We start from the raw sequence: 23679 nt of genomic DNA, 5'->3' as shown, positions 1-23679 counted from the left end.
GGATCCCGGCTTCGAACCCCGCTTTCCCCGCTTCGCGAGGGCGGGCGCCGGGAGGTTAAAAAAAATCAAACGCCGGTAGTTCTTTTTTGAGATTTTTACACGGAAATAACAGTCTGAGCAGGTACATACAGTTTTTTACCCTCAGGCAGATTGAACCGATCGGATTCCCGCGCACCGCTGGTTGGAACGAATTCCTTTTCCCTCCCGATCCACGCTTTGGCCCTCCCAACCGCGGCATCCTTCGACGGCAATCTTTCGCAGTTCCGCGGATCGCAATCTGCGGCGGACGGGGAATCCTGCCCGGAGGGCGCCGGCCTGGCCGGCAAGGTACAATAGACCAAAGATGATTCCCGCGGAAGATTGCCCCCTCGATCCTTTCCGTCGGCCGACTCTCTCTTGGCTTTCCATTTTCTTCGACGTCGGACACATCCTGTTGTCGGTCGGCGCCGCCCTGCTCGTCTCGGCCGCCGTCCCGGCGGCCTCCCCGGCACTTGCCGCCGGAAGTCTGCTCCTGACCGCCCTTTTCCTCCTGCCGATTAAGCACCGGATGATGAAACGGGTTGGTTTTCCGCGGGAGAACGATTTCCGCGGGGACTCGCTCGAGTTCGCGAAAACCTATTCTCCATTCTCCCTCCCATCCGACGCTTCATCCGCGAGGGAAGCGGATTGGGAAAGCGCGGGGCCGACAGAGAGACGGGAGGCGCTCCTGCGCTTCATGCAGATGCTGCACTCGGCCTCCGATCTGGACATACTCTTGGAATTAACCGCATCCCAGATCCTGCACTGCGTCCCGGCCGTTTCCTTTCGAATCGCGCTGGCGGATGAAGATCCGTCCTTCTTGGCATATGCGTTTTCACTTGACCACGAGGTCCGTCGCGGCGAGCGGGAGAACAGGCTGTTCACCGCGGATGAGGATTTATGCGGAACGGTCGTGCGCAGCGGGGTTCCGCTGGTCACCGGCGAGTATGCCGAAACCTGCCGGATCCGAAACCTACCCGCCCGCGAATCCGCATCCGCCTGGGCCGGTTACCCTCTGTCGTCCGGTCCGTCGGTCATCGGGGCGATGCTCCTCCTCCGCGACACTCCCTTTACGGAAGGGGAACAATCGCTGCTGGAATCGATCGCCGCGGCCGTCGGTCCGGCAGCCGCCAAAGCCCGTTTGGTCCGGGAATCGAACCGCCGGACGGCGCTGGTCTCTGGTTTGGTCCGGGCGTCGCGTCTGATCCTCGGCGCCGCGGGGAGAAAGGATCTGCCTGAGACAATTCTCTCCGCGGCCCGCGATCTTCTGCCTTGCCACTCTGCTATTCTGCTGCTTCCCGAATCCTCCGAATCCTGGAAAGCGGCCGGCCGAACCGGTGAAGCAGGTTGGCGGGCCGACCTCCCGGCGGTCGGAATGGACCACCCCTTTGTTCGGCCCATCGCCGGCGACCGGCCGGCCTTCCTCGACCGCCTACCGGCCGACGACCCGTTTTGTTCCGCGGCCGACGGCGGCGGCGCGGAATTTCACTCCGCCGTCTCCTTGGCCTTGCGATATCGGGAAAAAACATGCGGGCGGGTGGTTTTTTGGAATCCCTTGCGGGCCGCCCCTCCCCGGGAGCACGATGCGATGCTGTTGAACGCGTTTGCGGCGATCTGCGTTGCGGCGCTGGAAAAAGACCGTCCGCAGGCGCCGCCGGGATCCGCCGAGAGTGCGCTGTCGGAAGAGCTGACTTCCCTGCAACGCCTTGATCAGGCGCTGAACAGCGCGTCGGATCCTTCCGAAGCGATGGCCGTTGTCTTGGACTGGGGGATCCGGTATGCGGAGGCGGCCTGCGGCTTGGCGGCGATTTGCACCGAGGACGCCTTTGAGGTTTCGGCCGCATTCGGCTATCCGCCGGAGACCGGCCTGGCGAAAGGAATTCGACTGCCCCGCGATTCGGAAGGGTTTGAAGAAGCCGTCCGCACCGGTCAGTCTTTTCGTATGCAATCGCAGGGAACCCAGGGGCGCGGCCTGTTGCCCTGCGGCCGAGTCTCACTGTTCCTGCCGATCCGGCGCGGCGTGCGGATTCTCGGCGTCTTGCTGCTGGAATCCGAATCCGAAGCCGCCTTTCCGCCGGCGCAAGCCGAGTTCCTGGAACGGCTGGCCTCGCATGCGGCCATCGCCATCTCCAACGCCCAACTCTATGCCGAGGTGCGCAACGCCAACCAGGCCAAGAGCGAATTCATCTCCTTTGTCGCCCACGAATTGAAAACGCCGATGACTTCGATCCGCGGATACACCGATTTGGTGGCCCAGGGCGCGGTCGGCCCGGTCAGCCAACCGCAGGCGAATTTCCTCGCCACAATCCGCCTCAACGTGGACCGGATGGCCGCGCTGGTTTCCGATTTGAACGACGTCTCGCGGATAGAATCCGGCAGGCTGAAATTGGAATTCAGCGCCGTCGCCCTATCGCCGGCCGTCGACGAGGTGGTCGAGGCATTGCGCTCCCAAATGGAAGGCAAGGAGCAGAAACTCACCCTGGAGATTCCCGCCGACCTGCCGCCGGCCTGGGTCGACCGCGGCCGATTGATCCAAATCCTCACCAACCTGGTCAGCAACGCCTACAAATACACACCGCGCGGCGGAGTCTTGCGGATTGCCGCTGAACGCACCTCCAATCGATGGGATCCGTCCGGCCCTCCCGAGGTCGTCCATTTCCTGATCCAGGACAGCGGGCTGGGGATTTCGCTTCAGGAGCAAAAAAGTATCTTCCAAAAATTCTTCCGATCGGAAGAAAGGGTCGTCCGCGACCTGCCGGGCACCGGCTTGGGATTGCACATCACCCGCAATTTGGTGGAAATGCACGGCGGAAAGATCTGGTTTGAAAGCGAATTGCACAAAGGATCGACGTTCCATTTCACCGTGCCGGCCGCCTCGTTGTAGCCCGATCCCGCGTAGCCGGGACGGAGCACCGCCTATGCTACAATTTGGAAAATGGAAGATATCACCTTAGAAATTATTATTCTCCTGCTGCTGATTCTGCTCAATGGCCTGTTCTCCATGTCGGAATTTGCCGTTGTCTCCGCGCGAAAATCCAGATTGCAGCCCTTGGCCGAGAACGGGAACGAAAACGCGCGCACCGCTTTGGAACTTGCCAAGCATCCCGACCGGTTTTTGGCGACGATTCAGATCGGCATCACTCTTGTCGGAACCCTGGCGGGGGCGATCGGCGGCGCCACGATCGCCCGCCAAGTCGCCGCCTGGATGGCCGGTCTGCCCCTGCTCTCCCCATACGCCGAGGCGATCTCCGTCACGCTGGTGGTTTTGGCGATCACTTTTCTGACCCTAGTGCTGGGCGAGTTGGTCCCCAAACAGCTCGCGCTGCATTCGTCCGAGCGCCTGGCCATGGCGGTGGCCGAGCCGATGCGGAAGATATCCCGCGTCGCCTCGCCCCTGGTGCGCGTCCTGGCCGGCTCGTCCAATTTCATCGTCCGCATGCTGGGCATCCGCCCCAGCAAGGAGCCGCCCGTCACCGAGGACGAAATCCGCGTGCTGATCGAACAGGGAACGCAAGCGGGTGTATTCGAGGAAGCCGAGCAGGAGATGGTCGAGGGCGTGTTCCGCCTGGGCGGACAGCGCGTGGGATCCCTTATGACGCCGCGTCCCGACGTGGATTGGATCGACTTGGACGAATCCCCCGGAGTGATTCACGACCAGATCCTTAACAGCCACCGCTCGCGATTCCCCGTGGCGCAGGGCGACCTGGACGGCGTACTCGGGATTCTGCGCGTAAAAGACCTTCTGGTGCGGAATTTTTCCTGCGATCCGCAGGACATCCGAAAGCTGCTGCGTCCGCCCCTGTTCATTCCGGAAAATGCGGAGGCGCTGCAAGCCCTTGAGGAATTCAAGGAAAACCGGGAACGGTTTGCGGTCGTCACCGACGAATTCGGCGGCGTTGCCGGGGTGATTTCCAGCACCGACATTCTGGAAGCGATCGTCGGAGATCTTCCCCTCAAGGGCGAGGCGGTCGAACCGGAAGTCCTCCACCGCGAGGATGGTTCCTGGCTTCTGGGCGGAGCGCTCAGCATCGGGGAGATGGAAGATCATCTGGAATTGGAACGGCTCCTGGACGAAGAGGAGGTGACCTTCCAAACCCTCGGCGGATTCATGATGGCCCGACTGGGCGAAGTTCCACGGGCGGGGGACAGGTTCGATTGGGGGGGATACCGATTTGAAGTCCTGGACATGGACGGCCGGCGGGTGGATAAGGTGCTGGTCACACCGCTTCCGCCGGATTCGAAAGAACCCCGAGTCGCTTAACCGCTTATCCCGTCGTGGACACCCCGGCCCCAAGCGTCGCCAAGGAGCGGGCCGAGGATGCTTGGAAGCCGGAAAGAGGATCATCCTCTCCCTGCGGCTTTTCGGCAAGCGGCCGTGGAGAAAGCAAACGCGCCGCCCGTAGGCGGCGCGTTTGCTTTCCGAAATTCCCTCCCTCGGGATTCGGCTTACGCTATTGCCCCATTATTAACCTTCGGCAAGTCTTTCTCCGCCTCGGCGACCGCCTCGGCCGGGTATTCAAAATCCTCCAATCCGCCGTGATTGAAGACGTCATAGGCGCCGAGGTCGAGGAAACCATGGCCGGAGAAGTTGAATGCAATAACCTTCTTCTGGCCTTTCTGCTTGGCTTCCAGGGCTTCGTCGATGGTCACGCGGATGGCGTGCGCGGTTTCCGGAGCCGGGAGCATGCCCTCCGTTTCCAGGAACAGTTTGGCCGCTTCAAAGACGGGAACCTGCTTGACCGCCACGGCTTCGATGTATTTGTTGGCGTGCAGGCCGGAAACCAGCGGCGCCATGCCGTGGTAGCGCAGGCCTCCCGCGTGAATCGCGGGCGGAATGAATCCGTGGCCGAGCGTTTCCATCTTCACCACCGGCGCCATTTTGGCGGTATCGCCGTAATCGTAGGCGTACAGCCCTTTGGTCATCGTCGGGCAGGCCAGCGGCTCCACGGCGATCACGCGCGTCTTTTTACCCTTGGTGAGGTTCTCGCGCAGGAAGGGGAAGGAGAACCCGGCAAAGTTACTCCCGCCGCCGACGCATCCGATCACCACATCCGGATACTCGCCGGCCAGTTCCATCTGTTTCAGGGCTTCTTCGCCGACCACGGTCTGGTGCATCAGAACGTGGTTGAGCACGGAGCCGAGGGAATACTTCTTCGCCCCGTTGGATTTGGCGGCCACTTCCACCGCCTCGGAAATGGCGACGCCCAGCGATCCCCCGCTCTGCGGATCCTTGGCCAGCAACGCGCGGCCGAAATCGGTGAGGTCCGTCGGGCTGGCAAAAACTCTGGCTCCGAAGTTCTCCATTAATACCCGGCGGTAAGGTTTTTGCTGGTAGGAGACCTTGACCATGTACACTTCCAAATCGATGTCGAAGAAGTGGCAGGCCATCGCCAGCGCCGAACCCCACTGGCCGGCGCCGGTTTCGGTCGTGAGCGCCTTGGTCCCGGCTTCCTTGTTGAAGAACGCCTGCGCCACGGCGGTGTTCGGCTTGTGCGATCCCACCGGGCTGGCGCCTTCGTATTTGAAGTAGATGTGCGCCGGCGTATCGAGCGCAAGCTCCAGCCTCCGAGCGCGGATCAACGGCGTCGGTCGCCAGAGTTCATAAATGTAGCGGACGGGTTCCGGAATTTCGATGTACCGCTCGGGGCTGACCTCCTGCATGATCAGACTCATCGGGAAAAGCACCGAGAGGAAATCCGGCGTGATCGGTTCCAGTGTGACGGGGTGAAGCGGGGGCGGGATTTTAAAGGGCAGATCGGCTTGGATGTTATACCAAGCTTTCGGGACGTCTTTTTCCCCCAACAGGAATTTGGTTGTTTCCATGCGTCTCCTCCTGGAGCAAAAATGGGTCGATCGGCGGATGATGGTTTCCGTTCGGCGCAACGGAGGAATCCCATCCGTCCGCCGGAAATTAAAAACGCCCGTCTCCTTCTTGGGACGGGCGTTTCGCTCGCGGTGCCACCCAAGTTCGGCCGGTGTCGGAAACGCAAAACCCTGCGTGAATGTGCAGGGTTTGGTTTGCCAGCCTCACTCGTCGGGGTTACCGGTTTCCCGGCGCCCCCCCCGCCCGGTAACGGGGGCGGATCCGGCTCAGGCTATGGCGGGATCTTGCGCCTGCTTTCGCCCTGCAACTCCGAGGTCCATTCCGCGTTCGCGCCGCCGCCGGTCTTCCACCTTTACGCCGGCTCTCTGAGGAGCGCTCGCCGCGTACTCGTCCTCATCCACGTTTTTTCGATTTTCGAATGGAGGCAGAGTATATCCCAATGGACGGCGATGTCAAGCCGCAATTCCCTTTACCGCTGTCAGCGGCGGAAAAACGCACCGGATTTGTAGAATCCCAAAATTTTACGGAGGGCGTTAATATGGATCTTTAAAAAGTCACCTGCCGGGAAAAAACACCTCTTATTCTTACCAAAGCCGGCCGCTCCCCGCATGACACTCAAAAGTTTTTACGACGTGTTTGAGGTCTTTGCGCCTTTCTGTAGACAAATAAAGCCAAGTTCTGGCTTCTTTCTCAATGATATAGACTCCGTTCCAATATTAAAGAGAAACCTAATATCTACGTATATCCATTAATTCCACCTTATTTCTGGCGATTGACAGCAATAGAACAAATGTGCTATTATCCCCGAACCTCAGCATCTCCTTCCTAAAAAACGAGGAACCCATGGAAAGGATTATTGAACAATTCCCCCAGAGTGCACTTCGTGATTCTGCCGTCGTTTCCTATTCGGCATTAACCCGGCGTGAACGTGAAGTTCTTACCCTTATCGCCGCCGGACAGACAAACCGGGAAATGGCGGAAAGCTTGGTGGTCTCTCCCGAAACGGTAAAAACTCACGTCCGTCATGTATTAAGCAAGTTTGGGGTATCCCGAAAAGCCGAGATCTACGCGCTGATCGATCGGGAACAATGACAATAATCTACCGCGCGGCAGGCTGCCTCCGGCGGATCATGGTTTGACCGCTTCAACATAGGTATAGCTTCCAGCCGTCTGGGATCCGGGCTGTTGGCAGGTTTTTACGAACGTGTCCCATGTGTACGTCTCCTTGGATCCGCTGTAGGGATTGAACACCTCCACAAAGATATCCCCGCCGCCGTCTTGGAACACGTCCGTCACCGTCACCCAGTGCGCGGCTCGGCCCGGGGTCTGCGGTGCGGCGCCGGGCACCAGCTGCCCATAGGTGGGATTGGGGCCGAAGGAATTCGCCGACGGAAGGAAAATTTCCCGCCGGGTATCCAATTCGGTCAGGACCACCACGGAATGGCCGGATTGGATCTTTGCCGCCAGCACATCCGGCGGAGGCAATCCGCCGTTTGAGATCTGGGCCTCGTATCCGCATTCCTCGAATAAACGCTTGAGATCATAGGCGCTGGTCGTATGATGGGTGTTCTGCAGAACCTGGGTGCCGTGATACTCCGTCTTGGTCCCGTCGCTGTTCCAATACCCGAGACCCCGAAGTTGCGCAAACCGCGAGAGGCCCCCTTCCAAATCCGTTTCCCCGACAGCGAAGAGGACGGACAGCTCGCCGCACAGGTTGGTGTGCGGAATGTCCGGAAAGCGTCCGCCGCCAATTCCGTCGATATCCATGTTGCCGAGGATCAGGTTTTGCCATGGATCTCCGGGCAGATACCACGCAGGATCCCGTCCATCGGGTCCGAACGGCGGCGGCAACGGGGGATCGGCGACCTGCTGGCCGTCCGTGAAGGATCCTTCCCGGTTCGGAATGAGCGATAAATCGACGGCAGCGCTGTTCTTCGATTTCGGAATGTACACGAACTGACCGCCGCCCAAGTCCGCCACATAATATCCTTTTCCCGTTCGGGGATCCGTCCATTCGCCGACGACATTCGTCACCAGACGGCCGGTGTGATAGGTGGCGACTTGTCGCAATCCCTGCACTCCCTGCACATATACCGGCACCCAATCCGAAAGCCAAACCCGCGTCTGGGGGAGGTAATACGGAGTGAACCCTTCCGGATCCGGATACAAGAGAACGGGGAAGTACGTCTGCCGGAACCATCCTTCCCCTTGCGCGGCGATCAGCGCGGCGATGGTTTCCTCGTCGATCGATTTAAACGCATTGGCCAGCGCCGCGAGCATCTCGGCATGCGTTTCCAGCCGAAGGCTTAGGGAGAGAATCCACTGCTGCGCTTCGAGGGCGTCTTTGCGTGCCGACGCCGCGAGGTCCGGACAGGCGCTTCCGACGCCTTGAATCCTCGACAGGAGGCTGTCGGCATCGCGGCGGAAACGTTCGCCGATGGCATGAATCGCATCGGCGTTCTTGAACAACAGGTCGGTATCCATTCGAATTCTGGTCATCGGCATCCCCCCCGGGCGCGAAGCAATTGTGCGCCGGATGAATTATAATCCATACCGAAAGGGGGCGACATAATGCCCGTCTACAAAAGCCCGAGAATCATCCGGAGAATCATCCGCGTGCACCCTCCCGAGGCGGACGCCGTCGCCCGCGTGTTCGGAGAATCCCGCAGCGCCGCGGAAAACGATCAGGCCGCGTTGCGGGAAATATCCAGGTCCCTGGATTCGGAATGGGAGGGAAAACAAAAGGAAAAATTTTTGGAGGATCTGCGCCAGACGGCCGGTCGACTTGCCAACATTCTTCTTCCCGGCCTCCGTTCCCTGGAAAAGAAATACCGGGAGTTCACGGTGGAAAAAACCATCGAGGAATCCGTGGAGGGTTGATCCTCCGCCTTCCTCAATCCCCCATGATGGAGTCGTAAAAGGCGAGGATATCCCGCTTGCGGTCCCCCTCGAGGAAGGCGATGGCGGAACGGGGGTGGATGTTCCTTTGCCCGGTGATCAGCAGGGGAATGTCGTACCCCCACGTGATTTCACTCCGCAGCGGCAGGAAGTGCTCCTGAATGCACCGTAGAATCGGCCGCAGGTGGAATTTCGGATTCTTCAGAAAGCCGAGCAGGAGTTCCGTCGCGCAGTTGCCCGCGCCGCGCCCCAATCCCGCCACGGTCGAATCCAAGTAACTCGCCCCGAGGATCAACGCCTCGATGGTATTGGCGTAGGCCAACTGCTGGTTGTTGTGGGCGTGGACGCCGACCTTCTTCCCGGAAGCCTCGGCGAACTTCATGAACGTGCGGGTTAGCGCCTGGATTTCCTCCGAATACAGCGCTCCGAAGCTGTCGACGATGTACAGGACATCCACCTCGGATTCAGACAGGATTTCCAGCGCCTCTTCCAATTCGCGGTCGTGGACGATCGAAACCGACATCAGGTTCAGCGTGGTCTCGTAGCCTTTGTCGTGCGCGGCTTTGATCATATCCAGCGCGGTCGGGATCTGATGGATGTAGGCCGCCACGCGGATCATATCCAGGACGCTTTTTTCCTTCGGCAGGAAATCCTCATGGTAGTTGGTGCGTTCGGCGTCGGCCATGGCCGAAAGCTTGATCGCGGTTTTATTTTCGCCGACGATCCGGCGGATATCCTCTTCCTGGCAATGCTTCCAGCAGCCGTATTCCGAGGGCGAATAAATTTTCTGGTCCCCCTTGTATCCGATTTCCATGTAATCCACGCCGGCTTCCGCCAGCGCCTGATACACCGCTCGGACAAAATCATCCGTGAATTGGGAGTTGTTGACCAATCCCCCGTCGCGGATTGTGCAATCCAACACATTAATGTCCGGCCGATAGGTCAGCCAGGTTCCCCGCTTCCCCGCCGTCCCGGATGAGCATTTTTCTTTCATACCCCGCCTTTTTGTGATCCGGAAAACCGTCGGCGGAATTATACCCCTCCCAGCCCTATCCAAATCGAAGCGCGGACATTTCCCGAACGGGGAACACTTCGTTGCGTGATCTGGAAAAAGCCAGGGAGGGGTTAAGCAACGTTTAGGAGGGTTCTTCGCCGAGGGAAGACTCCGCTTCCGGCTCCGATCCAGCCGCCGGTTCTACCTCCACCGGCGCCGCCGGAGACCAGCGGCTGTTTTCATACACTCTCAGAAGCAATTCGACGGCGAGAAAAGCGCCGAAAAAAGCCCAGCCCAGGAACGGCGTGAACATCCGCCCCGCCTGCAGCCAGATCAGAAACACTCCCAGCGATGCGGCTTCGATCGCCTCGCGCACGAGGACGCCTTCGGAAGGAAACCGTTCGGCGGTGAACCGCCGGTTAAGGTACCAAACGACGGGAAGCGCGGTTCCCGTAAAAGCCAGAAACAGGGAAAAGAAAAACAGCCAGCGCGGACCGAGGAACGGCTGGGTTAGGAATACCACCGCCGCCACTCCGCCCCAACCCAGAAGGGCGAAGACTCCCCCCATAAGGAACAACCCGGCGGGGAACGGCGGCGGTTGTAATGTTGTAGAAGGCTGTTTCGAGGGCATAGGCCGTTATTATAGCCGCGACTCCCCGCCGCCGCGAACGGAATCCGCCGCGGGATGCCGCCGTCACATCCATCCATTCTTCCGCAGCAGGAGGATCATCAGAATCGGCAGGGCGAGCATCACCGCCAGCGTAATCAGAAATCCAAGAGGCGAGATGATGCTTCCCAGCTGGGGTCCGGCGGGGAGGAAGAAGTTCATGCCGAAAAACCCCGCCACGAACGACATCGGCATGAAGAGGGTGGTGATCACGGTAAGGGTCTTCATGATGTCGTTCATCCGGTTGTTGATCACCGAGAGGTACGTGTCGAGCGCGCCGCCGACCAGGTCGCGCATGCTCTCGTTGATGTCGTGCAGCCGGACCAGGTGGTCGTACACGTCGCGGAAGAAAATGCGGTCCTTGGCGTCGATCACCGGGTAGTCGTCCCGCGCCAATTTGTTGAGCACTTCCCGTTGGGGGGCGATGATCCGCCGAAGCTGCAGCAGGGCGCGTTTAAGCTTGAACAGCTCGGCGAGATTGGCGGGAGTGGGATGGTCGAAAATTTCGTTCTCCTGGGCTTCGATGGCCTCGTCGATCTCCTCGACCGCCGGCATATAGGCCGCCACCATATCGTCCACAAGCCGGTAGAGAATGTGGTCGGTCCCCCGGCTGAGGTAGCGTTCGTCCCGCCGGCAGCAATCCCAGACGTGATGGATTGCGGCAACCGGCTGATCGTGGTGCGTGACGATGTAATTCCGCCCCAGGAACACGTCCACTTCGTCGGTCTCCAGCTTCCCGTCGTGGTTTCGCCCGAAAGCGATGGCGTGCAGCACGAGGTACAAGTACGAATCCCAGTCTTCCACCTTCGGTGCATGGGATTCCCGCAGCGCGTCGTCCACCGCCAAGGGATGGAATCGGAAGGCTTGGAGCAGGATCGGTTCATCTTCCTGCGCCGGGGTGTTCTCGAAATCCACCCACAACACTCCGTCCGGCGTGTTTAGCGCGGAGGGGAAATCCTCCGGCTTCAGATCCCACCGCAGTTCCCCCTCCGGCGTGCGATACAACGTCCGGATCATGTTCCCTCCTTGCCCGTAATCTCGCTGTCCGCTCCCCGCCGCCGGCCGTCGGCCCCGTATCCGGCGATGACGGCGCAAATCAGGAAGACCACGGTGAGCGCCGGGGCGTCGAAGGTAAGGTGTGAAATGTCCGCCGGATACGGGGCCGCGAGCCAAGGCGCATTTGCCCCGGCCGCGAGCAGCCAACTGAACAGGGAACAGGCCGCCGCCGCGCCGATGCCCGCCCGCAATCCGAAGCCGCGGGCCGCCAACACGATCGGGATCAGGAATGCGGAAGCCATCGAGGAGTGCAAACCGTAAGCATACAAATCCGCGGCTACGAGGAGGAAAAGCAAGCCGCAAAGAAGGACCAGCGCCACACGGCCCTTTCCGCGCAGCGACATCCCGGCCAACCCGGCCAGGATCAGCGCCAAAACCACGGCGGCTGCGACGGTGGCCGCCTCCAGGTCGCCCGAGACCATCCAGGTGAGGATCAGCGCCGCGGCCCCGGCGGCGATCGCCGCGCAGGTGAGGAGGACGAGGAACGTGATCCGCCGGGCCGCCGGTTCTCCGGGGAGTGAAAAGAAAACCTTGAAGTTCGTTTTTCCCTCATCCATCCGGACCATGGGCGTTCATTTGCCGGCGCTGACGGAATTCGTCGCTTGAAAGCAACCGCTTGCGCGCTCCCTGTGAATTGCCGCGATCGGCGGCCGCGGTCGCATTCTTGTGCCGGGAAGCAATCTCGGTGTTCGCTTTTTCGCTCACGCCGCGGAAATGAACCATCGGCTGGGTTTCGCCTTTTCGTCCACCGGCAGCACATCGACGAGATCGTACTCGCGAGACCCCAACCCGAGCGCTTCACCGTATTCGGTCACTTTATAGGGGTCCTTCATCGGTCCATGCATGCGGGTAAACGGATGCCCCTCCGGCCACAGGTACGGCTTCAGCGAGGCGGTCATGTTTTCATCGATGAGCTTCAGCTTGGCGACGGTATCCAGCACCGCCCGGTCGACCGCGACGATGTCGTCCGAACCGAAGATGCCCGCGTCTGGAAGGATCGACATGCCCGTGAAGCCGAAGCAGTCGCACACCGGGGTCATCTGGGTCGCCAGGCTGATGTGAACCGCCTTGCCCGGGGCGAAGGTCGAGAGGGTGATCGCGGTGCTGATCGCGCAGGCCTCCTGGAAAGCCCAAAAAGTCGCCGGAGCGATCTTCAGCGATCCTTCCGGAGCGACCTTAAGGCAGCGGCCGCATTGGTTGCACGGCTCGGTGTGCAAGTGCAGCTCGCGCGGATCGTTCCGGTCCGGGACCAGCGCGCCCATCGGGCAGGAATCGATGATTTTTTGGCGGGTTGCCTCGTCCGGGCATTTCTCGGCGAACCAGTATTTTTCGAAATGAACCGTGTCATGCATCGCCCGGCGCGTCTCGCCGACCATGCATCCGAGGGCGATGTTCTTGAAGGCGCCGCCGAACCCGCAGGAAGGGTGGCCCTTGATGTGGGCGAAATTAATCAGAAAGGTCGCGTCCTGGATCAGGCCCGCCACCTTCCACTCCTTAAGATTCTTAAACTCCCGGGTGTGGGTGTAAAAATACTTTTCGTCAGGCCCGGCCGTCGGATACACCGGACATCCGATCGTCTCGGAGGAATATCCTCTTTCTTCCGCGCCCTCCGCATCCCAGTTGACGTCGGCGACGAACGGCTTGCCGCCGCCCTCCTTGACCGCCTGCACCACTTTGCGGACGAAAACCGGATGGATGGTCGAGGTGATGATGTGATTGCCGGTGTGCATTTTTATCGCCACGGTCTCGCCCTTCACCCGCTCGCGGACCTTAAGCTTTTCGAGAATCACATCGAGTTTGGCGGGAAGGGTTTCTTCCCGTCCGATCACGGACTGACGCGGGGAACCCCAATATACTTTGCTGGCCATCGGTTGTCTCCTTTCTGTTCATCGAACAGGCGGGCGCGGCGGCGGCCTAAGCGCCGGGCGGATCATCCGAATTCCGCAGCGCCGACTCGAGTGCGGGAAAATCCACGCGGGCGGTGAGGTCCAAGCCGAGCGGCGTAACCGAGACAATCCGCCGATTGTGCAGGGCATACACGTCGGTATCCGCCGCCTCGATTTGCGGGTTGAAGTGAATCCGGTAGGGGATATCGGCCGCCTCGGAAAACGATTTTCGCTTTGGGCGCATCGGCTGATAGTACCGCGCGCGCGAAAGGCGGGTGAGGGCCCACGGCGTTTCGGGAGTGGCGCGGATCGGGACGTCGATCTTCAATACCAGGGCTTCTTCCCGGAGGCCGGCGGCGATCAGCTTGCGCGCAAACAAAGCCGCGAAATACCCCGTTGCGGAAAAATCCGCGTCCCGGTCGTCGTCCATGGCCAATCCGGAGGGAGTGGCTTGGGAGATCGCGATCGCCGGCAGGCCGGCCGCCGCCGCTTCGAGCGCCGCGCCCACCGTGCCGGACATGGTGACACCATAACCGACATTTTCCCCGAGGTTGATGCCCGAGACGACGAGCGCCGGGGGCGTCGGCAGGATCTCCAACAAGCCGAACAACACCGTCTGCGCCGGAGACCCGTCGACGGCGAACGCTTTGCGGACCGCGCCGCCGAAGGTTTTCTCAACGGTGACGATCCGTCCGGAGGTGTGGCGGGGCAAACTTCGGCCGGCCCCCGACCACTGCCGGTTTGGCGCGGCGACCGTCACTTCGCCGACGGCGGACAGCGCCTCGGCCGCGATCCACAAGCCGCGCGCGTCGATGCCGTCGTCGTTGGTCAGAAGAATGGAGGGGCGGGTCACGGCGCCTTCCGCACGATGAGCCTCAAGCCTTCGACCCGAACCACCTGAACACGCGTTCCCGCGTCCAAGTGGGCGCCGTCTTCAGTTTCGGCGGTCCACATTTCACCCTCGGATTGCACCATCCCCCTCGGCGCGAGCGCCGTGCGCACGTCGCCGAATTTCCCGGCCAGGGCTTCCCGGCCCATTGAAATCGGCAGCTTTCTGGCGCGGAGGGCCAGCCCGATGACGAGCGAAAAAACCAGGGCCAGGGCGATCCCCGTGCCAACGATCAACGGAACGGAGGCGCGCTGGAATTCCGGCGTGGCCGGCGAGTTGAAGAGGATCAGCGCACCGGCAATGAAGGATCCCGTCCCCGCCGCCGTTAACGCGCCCTGGGTGGGGGTCTGGAATTCCATAAAGAAAAGCACGAAGGCCAGGACGATGAAAACCAATCCAAGCCAATTCACGGAAAGAAGCCCCATTCCGTAGAAAGCCAGCGCCAGGCAGACCGCACCGATGAATCCCGCCACCCAACCTCCGGGTTGGGAAAACTCGATCAGGATCGCCTGCACGCCGACGGCCAGCAGAAGGAAGACGATGTTGGGATTGGTGATCAGCCCGAGCAGAATCTCAATTACGGTCAAATCCAAATCCACCACCGTCGCCCAGGCGGTTCGCAGGACAACCTCGCCTTGGGCCAGGCGGACGGTCCTGCCGTCCAACTGTCGCAAAAGATCCTCCCGCGAATCCGCGAGGATATCGATCAGCCCGGTATCCAGCGCCTCGCGCGAGGAGACCGCCTTGGCGGATTCGATCGTGCTTTCGGCCAAGGCGACGGCCTCCGCCGGGCGGGATTCCGTCAGCGAGCGGATTAGGGCGCGAAGGATCTCCTTCTCCTTGGTTTCCAGCGTGGTGTTAAGGTCTTCGCCTTGTGATCCCACCGGACTGGCGGCGCCGATGGCCGTCTCGGGCGCCATCGCCGCCACATGGCCGGCCAGGGTGATCAGCGTTCCGGCGCTTCCGGCGATCGCTCCGCGCGGAGCGACGTATACCACCACCGGGATCCGGCTCCCGCGCAGGGCGGTGACGATCCGTTCCATCAAACTAATCTGTCCGCCCGGCGTGTTTAGCTCCAAGACGATCAGGCAATAATTCTCCGTGTCCGCCAATTTGACGCCGCGTTCGACGTATTCGGTCATGACGGTGGAAACCGCGCCCTCGGCCTTCAACCACAAGACGCGCGTCTGCCCTTCGGCCCGGACCTGAGTCCGGAAACCGCAAAACAACAAAACCGCGAAGGCGAAGGCGATTTTCTTCATAGCGGATTGATTTGGAATTATAATCCCCTTGGCCCGGAATTTTCAGCAACCCGCGGCGCTTCGGAGCTCCGGCCCCCCGCGGGGGAAGGAAAAACCGCCCGTCCGGTTCCCACAGCCGGAAAAGGAGGGCTCTTGCCCAAATCCCCGTACGACGTGATCGTCATCGGCGCCGGGCCGGCCGGATATGTCTGTGCGATCCGCGCCTCCCAACTGGGCCTGAAAACCGCGGTCGTGGAACGGGAATTTCTGGGCGGGGTTTGTTTAAACGTCGGTTGCATCCCCTCCAAAGCCCTGCTCCGCAACGCCGAGGTCATCCGCACGGTCCGCGGCGGCGGAAAGGAATTCGGATTTGAAACCGGTGATGTCACGGTGGATTATTCCGCCGCCGTCCGCCGTTCGCGCCGGATCTCCGGACGGATGGTTAAAGGTGTCGAATTCCTGCTCAAGAAAAACGCCGTCGACGTGATCCGCGGCGCGGCCCGCATCACCGGGCCCGGCGCGGTGACGGTCGCCGAAGCGGACGGAGATACGCCGTTTTCTCTCACCGCGAAGCACATCGTCGTCGCCACCGGCGCTCAGCCCGCCTCCCCGCCCGGGATCCGTCCGGACGGAATCCGCATCCTCACCTACCGCGAGGCGATCCTCCGCGAGGCCTTGCCCTCTTCGGCGGTGATTGTTGGCGGCGGCCCGATCGGCCTCGAATTCGCCGCACTCTGGAACGCCTACGGCGTACGGGTGACGATCGTGGAGATGCTGGCGCGGATCGCTCCTTTGGAGGATGAAGAGGTCAGCGCCGAATTGACGAAGGCCTTCGGCCGGCTGGGCATCGAAATCCGCACCGGATGCAAGGTGCAATCGGCGGAATCGGCCGGCGAAGGCGTCCGATTGCGCCTGCAAGGCGGCGCCGAAGGCGAATTCCTCGAAGCCGGACTGGTGCTGGTAGCCGTCGGCTTCCGCCCCAACTCGGATGGGCTGGGCCTCGAATCCCTTGGCGTGGCGATGGAAAAAAACCGCATTTCCGTGGACGGCCGCATGGCGACCAACGTCCCCGGGATCTGGGCGATCGGCGATGTCACCGGAAAACTGATGCTGGCTCACGTCGGATCCGCAATGGGCTTGGCGTGCGCGGAAGCCATGGCTGGTCAAGAGCCCGCCGCACTGGATTATGAGTTCCTTCCGCGCGCCGTCTACTCGCACCCGCAGGCGGGCTCCTTAGGTCTGACCGAATCCCAGGCGGCGGAGCGGGGTTATACAGTCAAAGTCGCACGCTTCCCCTTCCAAGCCAACGGCAAAGCCCTGGGGATCGGAGAGCACGCCGGTTGGGTGAAGCTGATCGCCGATCAACAGACGGGATTGCTGCTCGGGGCGCACCTCGTCGGGCCGGAAGTATCGGAATTGTTGCCGGAACTCACCCTCGCACAGCGGGCGGGCTTGGGCGCGGAGGAGATCGCTCGCAATATCCACGCGCACCCCACCTTAAGCGAGAGCTTGATGGAGGCGGCCCATGGGTTGCACGGAGGCTACCTCCACTTGTAAACCGGAAGCGGATTGCGGGGCAAGAAACGCCCCGCAACCGTCCGATGGCGAACTCCATTCCATGGATTAACAGGAGTCTTCATGCTGCGGATTGAGAAAATCGACAGCAACAAACGCTCCGACGTGATCCGGTTCTATAAAGTGCCGTTTCCGATGTACGAAGGGAACCCGTTTTGGGTCCCGCCGCTGTGGTCGGACCTGTCCATGCAGCTCAACCGGAAGAAACACCCATTCTACGAACACTCCGACGCGGATTTCTTCATCGCCTCGCAATCGGGCCGGGATGTCGGCCGTATGGCGGTAATGGAAAACAAGCCCTACAACCGCTACCACGACCGCAAGGTTGCGGCGTTTTACCTGTTTGAATGCATCGAGGATCCGGAGGTTGCCAAAGCCCTGTTCGAACGCGCCTTCGGGTGGGCCCGCAGCCGCGGGCTGACGGAGGTGATGGGTCCGAAGGGGTTCGGCCCGCTGGACGGCTACGGGATGCTGGTGGACGGATTCGACCGGCGGCAGACGATGATGATGTCCGCCTACAATCCTCCGTACCTGCCGCGCTTTTTGGAGGCGCTGGGTTTCCGCAAGGAGGTGGATTTCATCACCTGCCTGATCACCCGCGAAGGATTCCGCATGCCGGACCGGGTGCACTCCATTGCCCAGCGCGTTCTCAAGCGCGGAGCCTTTAACGTCCTTTCCTTTAAGAATAAGAGGGAGTTGCTGGGCTGGATTCCCGGATTCATCCGGGCGTACAACGCCGCGTTTGTCAAGAATTGGGAATACTACCCGCTGTCCGATCGGGAAGTGAATTTTGTCGTCGACAACATCATGCAATTCCTGGATCAAGATCTGATAAAAATCATGACCCACAAGGACGACGTCGTCGGATTCATCCTTTCCTTTCCCGACATCTCCGCCGCGCTGCAGCGGACGCGCGGCTATGTGGCTCCCTTGGCCATCTTGGACGGCGTTCCCCCGCCCCTGGCGATTCCGGATATCCTCCGCGAAGTCTCCCGGACCGAATGGCTTGCGCTCAACGGCGGCGGCATCCTTCCCGAGTTCAAAGGGGTGGGCGGAAACGCCCTGATGTACTCGGAGATGGAAAAAACCATCAACAGCCATTTCCGCCAATTCAACTACGGAGAGCTCTGCCAGGTGGCCGAAACCGCCAAGGAAATGCGCTCCGACCTCGCCAATCTCGGCGGGGCATTCCACAAGAACCACCGGGTTTTCATCCGCAGCATCTAATCGCGCGCCCCTTCCGGCCTTCGCCCAATCCGCGGGACGGCTTCCCCGCCTCCACGGGGAAGCGACTCGCGGATTGGGGAGCGCGGGAAGGGATCAGGAGTGCCGCCATGATCCAGATCGAATCCCTCGACACCCGCAAACGCTCCGACGTGATCCGCTTCTTTCGAATTCCCTTTCCAATGTATGCCGGGAGCAAGCAATGGGTTCCGCCGTTGTGGGGCGATCTGTCCCTCCAGCTCAACCGGAAGAAGCATCCCTTTTACGAGCATTCCGACGCGGATTTCTTCATCGCCGTGAAGGACGGGGTCGACGCCGGCCGGATCGCCGTAATGGAGAACAAACCGTACAACCGGTACCACAACCGCAAGGTGGCGACGTTTTTCCTTTTTGAGTCGGTCGACGATCCGCACGTGGCCCAATTCCTGTTCGACAAGGCGTTTGCCTGGGCCCGGAAGCGGGGGTTGAACGGGATGCTGGGGCCCAAGGGTTTCGGCCCGCTCGACGGCTACGGTATGCTGGTCGAGGGTTTTGAGCACCGCCAGACGATGATGATGTCGGCCTACAATCCCCCGTATCTGCCGCGCTTCCTGGAGGCGATGGGGTTCCGCAAGGAGGTGGATTTCATCACCTGTTACCTCCCGCGCGAAAAAATCACCTTCCCGGAGCGTCTGTACCGCGTTGCGGAAAGGGCGAAAAAGCGCAATACGCTCCGCGTATTGGAATTCAAATCCAACAAGGAATTGATGGCGTGGATTCCGAAATTTATCCGAACCTATAATAAAACTTTCGTGAAGAATTGGGAGTATTACCCGCTTTCAGACCGCGAGGTGAATTTCGTCGTCGAAAACATCATGCAACTTGTGAATTACGAGTTCATAAAAATCATTGCCCATCAGGAAGACGTTGTGGGATTTGTGCTTGCTTTCCCGGATGTCTCGGCGGCCCTGCAGCGCACCCGCGGGTATGTCCCGCCGTTCTCCTTTTTGGATCCGATCCCCTCCCCAGGCGCGCTGATCGACATCCTGCGTGAAGTCAATCGCACCGAATGGATGGCGGTGAACGGCGCGGGGATCCTCCCGGAATACCGCGGACTTGGGGGCAACGTCCTGCTCTACACCGAGTTGGAAAAAACCCTGAACATGCGTCATCAACAATTCAAGTACGGGGAATTGTGCCAGGTAGCCGAAACGACCAAGGAAATGCGGGCCGATTTGATAAATATGGGCGGCAATCCCTATAAGAATCACAGGGTGTTTTTCCGGGAAATATAACCGCCGGATGACTTTGCCGTCCGAAATGTTTTCCGTCCGGCGCCTGATGAAAAGGAAAATGAAAGGCGATTCTCCGAGGGTGGTAAGATCTTCGACAAGATCGCAATAAGGATTCCGCAAGCCGGGAGTTTTCGTTTGAGAATTCCCCGTTTTTCCCGCATGGATCGAAGCCTCTCGCGCACCTGCAATAGCGTTTTGCTCAATCCGAATTAACGGTCGCTTAATCTTCTCTTTTCAGACGTGTGGTAGAATTTTCCCAGACAAGTCTTCGGGTGCCCCCCTCACCCGAGGACTTGTCTATTTTTTCGGGAAACCCGCTTCCGCCGCGGGATTGCCGATTCCTTCCTCACGGTGTAGACTTCTCCCGGTTTGCCATGCGGATCCTGGTTGTCTCCGACATTCACGCAAATCTCACCGCCCTGGACGCAGTCCTCGAAGACGCCGGGATGATCGACGCCGTATGGTGCCTGGGGGACCTCGTCGGGTACGGCCCGGACCCCAACGAGTGCATCAACCGGATCCGGGAGCTTCCCGAGGTTTTGTGCATCGGCGGCAACCACGACAAAGCCGCGATCGGGGATATTTCTCTTGACGCCTTCAACGGCGAAGCGCGCCGGGCGCTGGATTGGACTCATCGCCAGTTGACCCCCGATGCGATCCAATTCCTGCACGATCTCCCGGAACGGCTTGTGCATGATCCGTACACGCTCGCCCATGGAAGTCCCCGCCGTCCGCTGTGGGAATACCTGCTGGATGCTCCCCGGGTTCAAACCAGTTTTTCCTTCTTTAAAACGCTGTATTGCCTGGTCGGCCATAGCCACGTCGCCATAGCCTTTCAACTCAACGAGCGGAACCGCTGCGTGACATACCTTCCCTCCCACAGCAGTTCGTTCGTTCTTGGCTATCAGCGGATGATCCTTAATCCCGGTTCCGTCGGCCAGCCTCGCGACCAGGATCCGCGCGCCGCCTACTCCCTTCTGGACACCGACACCATGGAATGGGAATGGCACCGGGTGGAATATTCCGTTGAAACGGTCCAATCCCGGATGCGGCTGGCGGACCTGCCCTCCCGGCTGATCCTCCGCCTCGAAGAAGGCTGGTGAACCCGGCGGAGGGCATGGAACCTTCGGGGGCCGTTCTTCGTCGGAATCCTCTGTACCAAATTCATCGAGGTTCCCGCAAGGAGGATCCATGAAACGAAAAGCCCTGATTCTCTCGATCGTCATCGTGCTGATGTTGAGTTCCTGCGCGGCCGCCAATGCCTCTCCCGCGGCGGCCAATTGGACTGAGGATTCTCTGCGCGAAATCGGCGTAGCGGGCGAAGGCGCCGTCCCGCAGTCTGCCCCGGCCGTTAAATATGCCGATTATGAGGATTCTGCCGCGTCCGGATCTGAGTTGCCGGACCCGGCCGTCAATCCGCAGGACCGGATCGTCCTGATGGATGCTTCGTTGACGCTGGTGGTGAACGATCCCTCCGACGCGGCCTCGCAAATCGCCGATATGGCCTTCGCCAAAGGCGGCTGGGTGGTCGAATCGAACGTCTCCCAAAGCGTGTACGGCAGCGCGGGTGAAAAATACTACTCCGGACAGATATCCATCCGGGTCCCCGCCGACACCGCCGAGGAGTTGAAAGCCGCGCTCGCGGAGATCGAAGCATTGGCGGTGGAGGTGAAAAACCGGTCGATAACCGGCCGCGACGTGACGGCGGAATACACCGACGCGGAATCCCGCCTGCGCAACCTCTACGCATCGCAGAACCGGCTGTTGGAAATCATGAAAGACGCCGTCGATACGGAAGCCGTATTGCTGGTGGAAGCCCAGTTGCGCCAAGTGACGAGCGAGATCGAAGTCCTGGAAGGCCAGATCAACTACTATGAAACCGCATCGAAGTATTCGCTGATCACCGTTTACCTCCAGCCCTTCATCCCCTCTCAGCCGATCAGCATCGGAGGTTGGCATCCGGAGGGCGTCGCCAAAGAGGCTTTTGAAGACCTGATCCACGGGCTGCAGGGGTTGGTGGATTTCCTCATCCGCCTCGGCATCTGCGGCATCCCCGCCCTGTTGGTCATCGCGTTGTTCGTCACGCCGTTTGTCCTGATCGTACGGTTCTTCGTGCGGCGTCACAACAAGGCCCATCCCGTGAAATAGACGCGTGGTGCGGAATGCAAAAGCCCGGCGCTATAAAATACGGCGCCGGGCTTTCTTTTTTCGCCGTCAACGGCGGGTCCGACCGCATCCGGCGGTATAATCTTCCCGTCCCGCACGAGCCCCCTGCGGATTCTCCCCTTGCGGTCCGCGGGTCGCCGCCCGGCGGTTACTGCGGAGCGAGGTTGGACCTCTTCTGCCAATTCCCCCCGGATCCCCGCCAAACCCAACGCGACCTCATGGTTCGAGAGCAGATCGAGCGCCGCGGAGTGCGGGACGCCCGGGTTTTGGCCGCGATGCGCGCCGTCCCCCGGCACCTTTTCCTTCCCGAGAACGCCCGCGCCTCCGCCTACGACGACACTCCGCTGCCGATCGGTTCCCATCAGACCATCTCCCAGCCGTACATCGTCGCCTATATGACCGAAGCCCTCAAACTGCGGGGAACGGAGCGGGTACTGGAGATCGGGACGGGATCCGGATACCAAACCGCCGTTTTGGCCTGTCTTTCGGATGAGGTGTATTCTATCGAGCGAATACCCGAATTGGCGGATTGCGCGCGCCGGAACCTGCATGCACTGGGTATCTCCCGGGCGGAAGTCGTCGTCGGCGACGGAACCTGCGGCTCTCCGGAGCACGCCCCCTTCGACGCTATCGTGGTGACCGCAGGAACCCCGGCCGTCCCGCAGCCGCTCTTGGATCAGATGGCGCCCCGCGGCCGCCTGATCGCGCCGGTCGGCGGACGATCTGTGCAGGAATTGGAATTGTGGATCCGTTCGCCCTCCGGAATCCGGCATTCGCGGTTGACGGCCGTTGTGTTCGTGCCGCTGATCGGTGTCCACGGATGGAACGAATGATTCCTCGTCGGCCGGCGTCCGGGCCATCCTCCCCCCGTACGCATCCGTTCCGCCCGTCCGGGGAACCGCCCCGTTCGTTTCGGGCGCTCCGCCTTTTTCCGTTGCTGTGCGGAGTGATCCTCCTTGGATCCTGCGGCCGGTTGCGGCCGGAATCCACCGCCGCGTCCGTCCCTACCGTCACGGCCGCCATCCGCGCGACTCTCCCTTCTTCCCCGGCCTTCACGGCCTCCTTCACCCCTTCCCCCGATCCGCGGCCGTACGCCGCGCGGGTCCTCATCCTCAGCCTTGACGGACTGCGCCCGGATGGCTTGTTGCGCGCCAACATTCCCCGAATCAGCGAGCTGATCAACGGCGGCGCGAGCTCATTCTCCGCCCAAACCATATTCCCCAGCGCGACCCTGCCGGCGCATGCTTCGATGGTATCCGGCCGGTGTGTGGACGAACACGGGATCACTTGGAACGATCTGATCCCCGCCAACGGGCCGCTGCAAGGAGATACCGTCTTCTCGATCGCAAAATCGGCCGGTCTGCGGACGGTGATGGTGGTGGGCAAGGAGAAACTCGTCACCCTGGCCCGTCCCGGGACAGTGGATGTCTTCCGCTGGGTGGCCGATGCCGACGAACAGATCGTTCAAACTGCCCTCCAGGAATCCGCCGCCGGTTTCGGGGTGCTCTTCGTGCATCTTATTCTTCCGGATTACTTCGGCCACCTCAAAGGCTGGATGTCCCCGGACTACTTGAAGGGCATCGGCCGCGATGATACCGCCGTGGGAACGCTCATCGACGGTCTGCGCGGCCTCGGACTTTTGGAAGGGACGCTGATCATCCTCACCGCCGACCACGGCGGGCACGGGACCACCCACGGGACCCGTCAAGAGGAGGATATGACCATTCCTTGGATCGTTTACGGTCCCGGGGTTCTGGAAGGTGTTCGGCTTGACGTTCCGGTTTCGATTCTGGATACCGCGGCCACGGCGGTTTGGGGGTTGGGGCTGGATGTTCCCGCCGATTGGGAGGGCCGGCCGGTGGTGGAAGCCTTCGGCCTTCGGGCGGAACTCCTACCCGTTTCCACGGCCGCGCCTTCCCGCTGCGGGGGTTGACATCCGGTTCGAAAGAGGAGCACCCGGCACCTGA

Annotated in this window: 20 protein-coding genes; 11 read left to right on the top strand and 9 right to left on the bottom strand. The window is 60.9% G+C overall.

Going from position 1 to position 23679, the window contains the following annotated elements; translation table 11 throughout:
* Positions 1 to 343 precede the first annotated feature (343 nt).
* Together JW929_02940 and JW929_02935 are read left to right on the top strand one after the other, a co-directional pair.
* Positions 344 to 2902 carry a GAF domain-containing protein gene (locus JW929_02940; protein MBN1438341.1) on the top strand — a complete coding sequence of 853 codons (2559 nt, stop codon included), beginning with the start codon at positions 344 to 346 and terminating at the stop codon, positions 2900 to 2902.
* A gap of 51 nt (positions 2903 to 2953) precedes the next feature.
* Positions 2954 to 4279, top strand: coding sequence for an HlyC/CorC family transporter (locus tag JW929_02935; protein MBN1438340.1), 1326 nt, complete (start codon positions 2954 to 2956; stop codon positions 4277 to 4279).
* Between the two features lie 185 nt (positions 4280 to 4464).
* Here JW929_02935 and JW929_02930 read toward each other — a convergent pair whose 3' ends face one another.
* A complete protein-coding gene (locus tag JW929_02930) occupies positions 4465 to 5841 on the bottom strand; it encodes a TrpB-like pyridoxal phosphate-dependent enzyme (protein ID MBN1438339.1) in 1377 nt (458 codons plus the stop codon).
* Between the two features lie 844 nt (positions 5842 to 6685).
* Between JW929_02930 and JW929_02925 the strand changes: the two genes are divergently transcribed.
* Positions 6686 to 6934: a helix-turn-helix transcriptional regulator gene (locus JW929_02925; protein MBN1438338.1), complete on the top strand. Its 249-nt coding sequence runs from the start codon at positions 6686 to 6688 to the stop codon at positions 6932 to 6934.
* A gap of 36 nt (positions 6935 to 6970) precedes the next feature.
* Here JW929_02925 and JW929_02920 read toward each other — a convergent pair whose 3' ends face one another.
* Positions 6971 to 8341 (bottom strand): hypothetical protein, encoded by a 1371-nt coding sequence (locus tag JW929_02920; GenBank protein ID MBN1438337.1) that lies wholly within the window; start codon positions 8339 to 8341, stop codon positions 6971 to 6973.
* A 72-nt stretch (positions 8342 to 8413) separates the two neighbouring features.
* Between JW929_02920 and JW929_02915 the strand changes: the two genes are divergently transcribed.
* Complete coding sequence (locus tag JW929_02915) at positions 8414 to 8722, top strand: WXG100 family type VII secretion target (GenBank protein MBN1438336.1); 309 nt, start codon at positions 8414 to 8416, stop codon at positions 8720 to 8722.
* A 13-nt stretch (positions 8723 to 8735) separates the two neighbouring features.
* On the opposite strand, the gene JW929_02910 is transcribed toward JW929_02915, so the two are convergent.
* The 7 genes from JW929_02910 to JW929_02880 form a co-directional block, all read right to left on the bottom strand.
* Positions 8736 to 9734, bottom strand: coding sequence for an aldolase catalytic domain-containing protein (locus JW929_02910; protein ID MBN1438335.1), 999 nt, complete (start codon positions 9732 to 9734; stop codon positions 8736 to 8738).
* A 142-nt stretch (positions 9735 to 9876) separates the two neighbouring features.
* Positions 9877 to 10365, bottom strand: coding sequence for a hypothetical protein (locus JW929_02905; GenBank protein ID MBN1438334.1), 489 nt, complete (start codon positions 10363 to 10365; stop codon positions 9877 to 9879).
* 63 nt (positions 10366 to 10428) lie between these two features.
* On the bottom strand, positions 10429 to 11418 hold the full coding sequence (gene corA, locus JW929_02900) for a magnesium/cobalt transporter CorA (GenBank protein MBN1438333.1): 990 nt from the start codon (positions 11416 to 11418) through the stop codon (positions 10429 to 10431).
* Complete coding sequence (locus JW929_02895) at positions 11415 to 12023, bottom strand: hypothetical protein (protein ID MBN1438332.1); 609 nt, start codon at positions 12021 to 12023, stop codon at positions 11415 to 11417. Before JW929_02895 ends, corA begins: the two co-directional genes overlap by 4 nt.
* A gap of 135 nt (positions 12024 to 12158) precedes the next feature.
* Positions 12159 to 13325 carry a DUF362 domain-containing protein gene (locus JW929_02890; protein MBN1438331.1) on the bottom strand — a complete coding sequence of 389 codons (1167 nt, stop codon included), beginning with the start codon at positions 13323 to 13325 and terminating at the stop codon, positions 12159 to 12161.
* Between the two features lie 46 nt (positions 13326 to 13371).
* Complete coding sequence (gene surE / locus JW929_02885) at positions 13372 to 14196, bottom strand: 5'/3'-nucleotidase SurE (protein MBN1438330.1); 825 nt, start codon at positions 14194 to 14196, stop codon at positions 13372 to 13374.
* Positions 14193 to 15494, bottom strand: a complete 1302-nt coding sequence (locus JW929_02880; GenBank protein ID MBN1438329.1) for a nodulation protein NfeD — start codon at positions 15492 to 15494, stop codon at positions 14193 to 14195. Before JW929_02880 ends, surE begins: the two co-directional genes overlap by 4 nt.
* A gap of 132 nt (positions 15495 to 15626) precedes the next feature.
* On the opposite strand from JW929_02880, the gene lpdA reads away from it, so the two are divergent.
* The 7 genes from lpdA to JW929_02845 all read left to right on the top strand — a co-directional run bounded on the left by lpdA (position 15627) and on the right by JW929_02845 (position 23645).
* Positions 15627 to 17030 carry a dihydrolipoyl dehydrogenase gene (gene lpdA, locus JW929_02875; GenBank protein ID MBN1438328.1) on the top strand — a complete coding sequence of 468 codons (1404 nt, stop codon included), beginning with the start codon at positions 15627 to 15629 and terminating at the stop codon, positions 17028 to 17030.
* Between the two features lie 81 nt (positions 17031 to 17111).
* Entirely contained in the window at positions 17112 to 18275 is a 1164-nt protein-coding gene (locus JW929_02870) for a hypothetical protein (protein MBN1438327.1), read from the top strand.
* A gap of 107 nt (positions 18276 to 18382) precedes the next feature.
* Positions 18383 to 19546, top strand: a complete 1164-nt coding sequence (locus JW929_02865) for a hypothetical protein (GenBank protein MBN1438326.1) — start codon at positions 18383 to 18385, stop codon at positions 19544 to 19546.
* 374 nt (positions 19547 to 19920) lie between these two features.
* Positions 19921 to 20649 (top strand): metallophosphoesterase family protein, encoded by a 729-nt coding sequence (locus tag JW929_02860; protein ID MBN1438325.1) that lies wholly within the window; start codon positions 19921 to 19923, stop codon positions 20647 to 20649.
* Positions 20650 to 20737: 88 nt separating this feature from the next.
* Positions 20738 to 21694 (top strand): DUF4349 domain-containing protein, encoded by a 957-nt coding sequence (locus JW929_02855; protein ID MBN1438324.1) that lies wholly within the window; start codon positions 20738 to 20740, stop codon positions 21692 to 21694.
* A gap of 236 nt (positions 21695 to 21930) precedes the next feature.
* Entirely contained in the window at positions 21931 to 22545 is a 615-nt protein-coding gene (locus JW929_02850) for a protein-L-isoaspartate(D-aspartate) O-methyltransferase (protein ID MBN1438323.1), read from the top strand.
* 140 nt (positions 22546 to 22685) lie between these two features.
* Positions 22686 to 23645, top strand: a complete 960-nt coding sequence (locus tag JW929_02845) for an alkaline phosphatase family protein (protein ID MBN1438322.1) — start codon at positions 22686 to 22688, stop codon at positions 23643 to 23645.
* Positions 23646 to 23679 lie beyond the last annotated feature (34 nt).

This window comes from Anaerolineales bacterium (assembly GCA_016928575.1).
Taxonomy (GTDB): domain Bacteria; phylum Chloroflexota; class Anaerolineae; order Anaerolineales; family RBG-16-64-43; genus JAFGKK01.
Note: the sequence above shows the minus strand (reverse complement) of the source record. Positions and strands in the feature narration are given on the sequence as shown.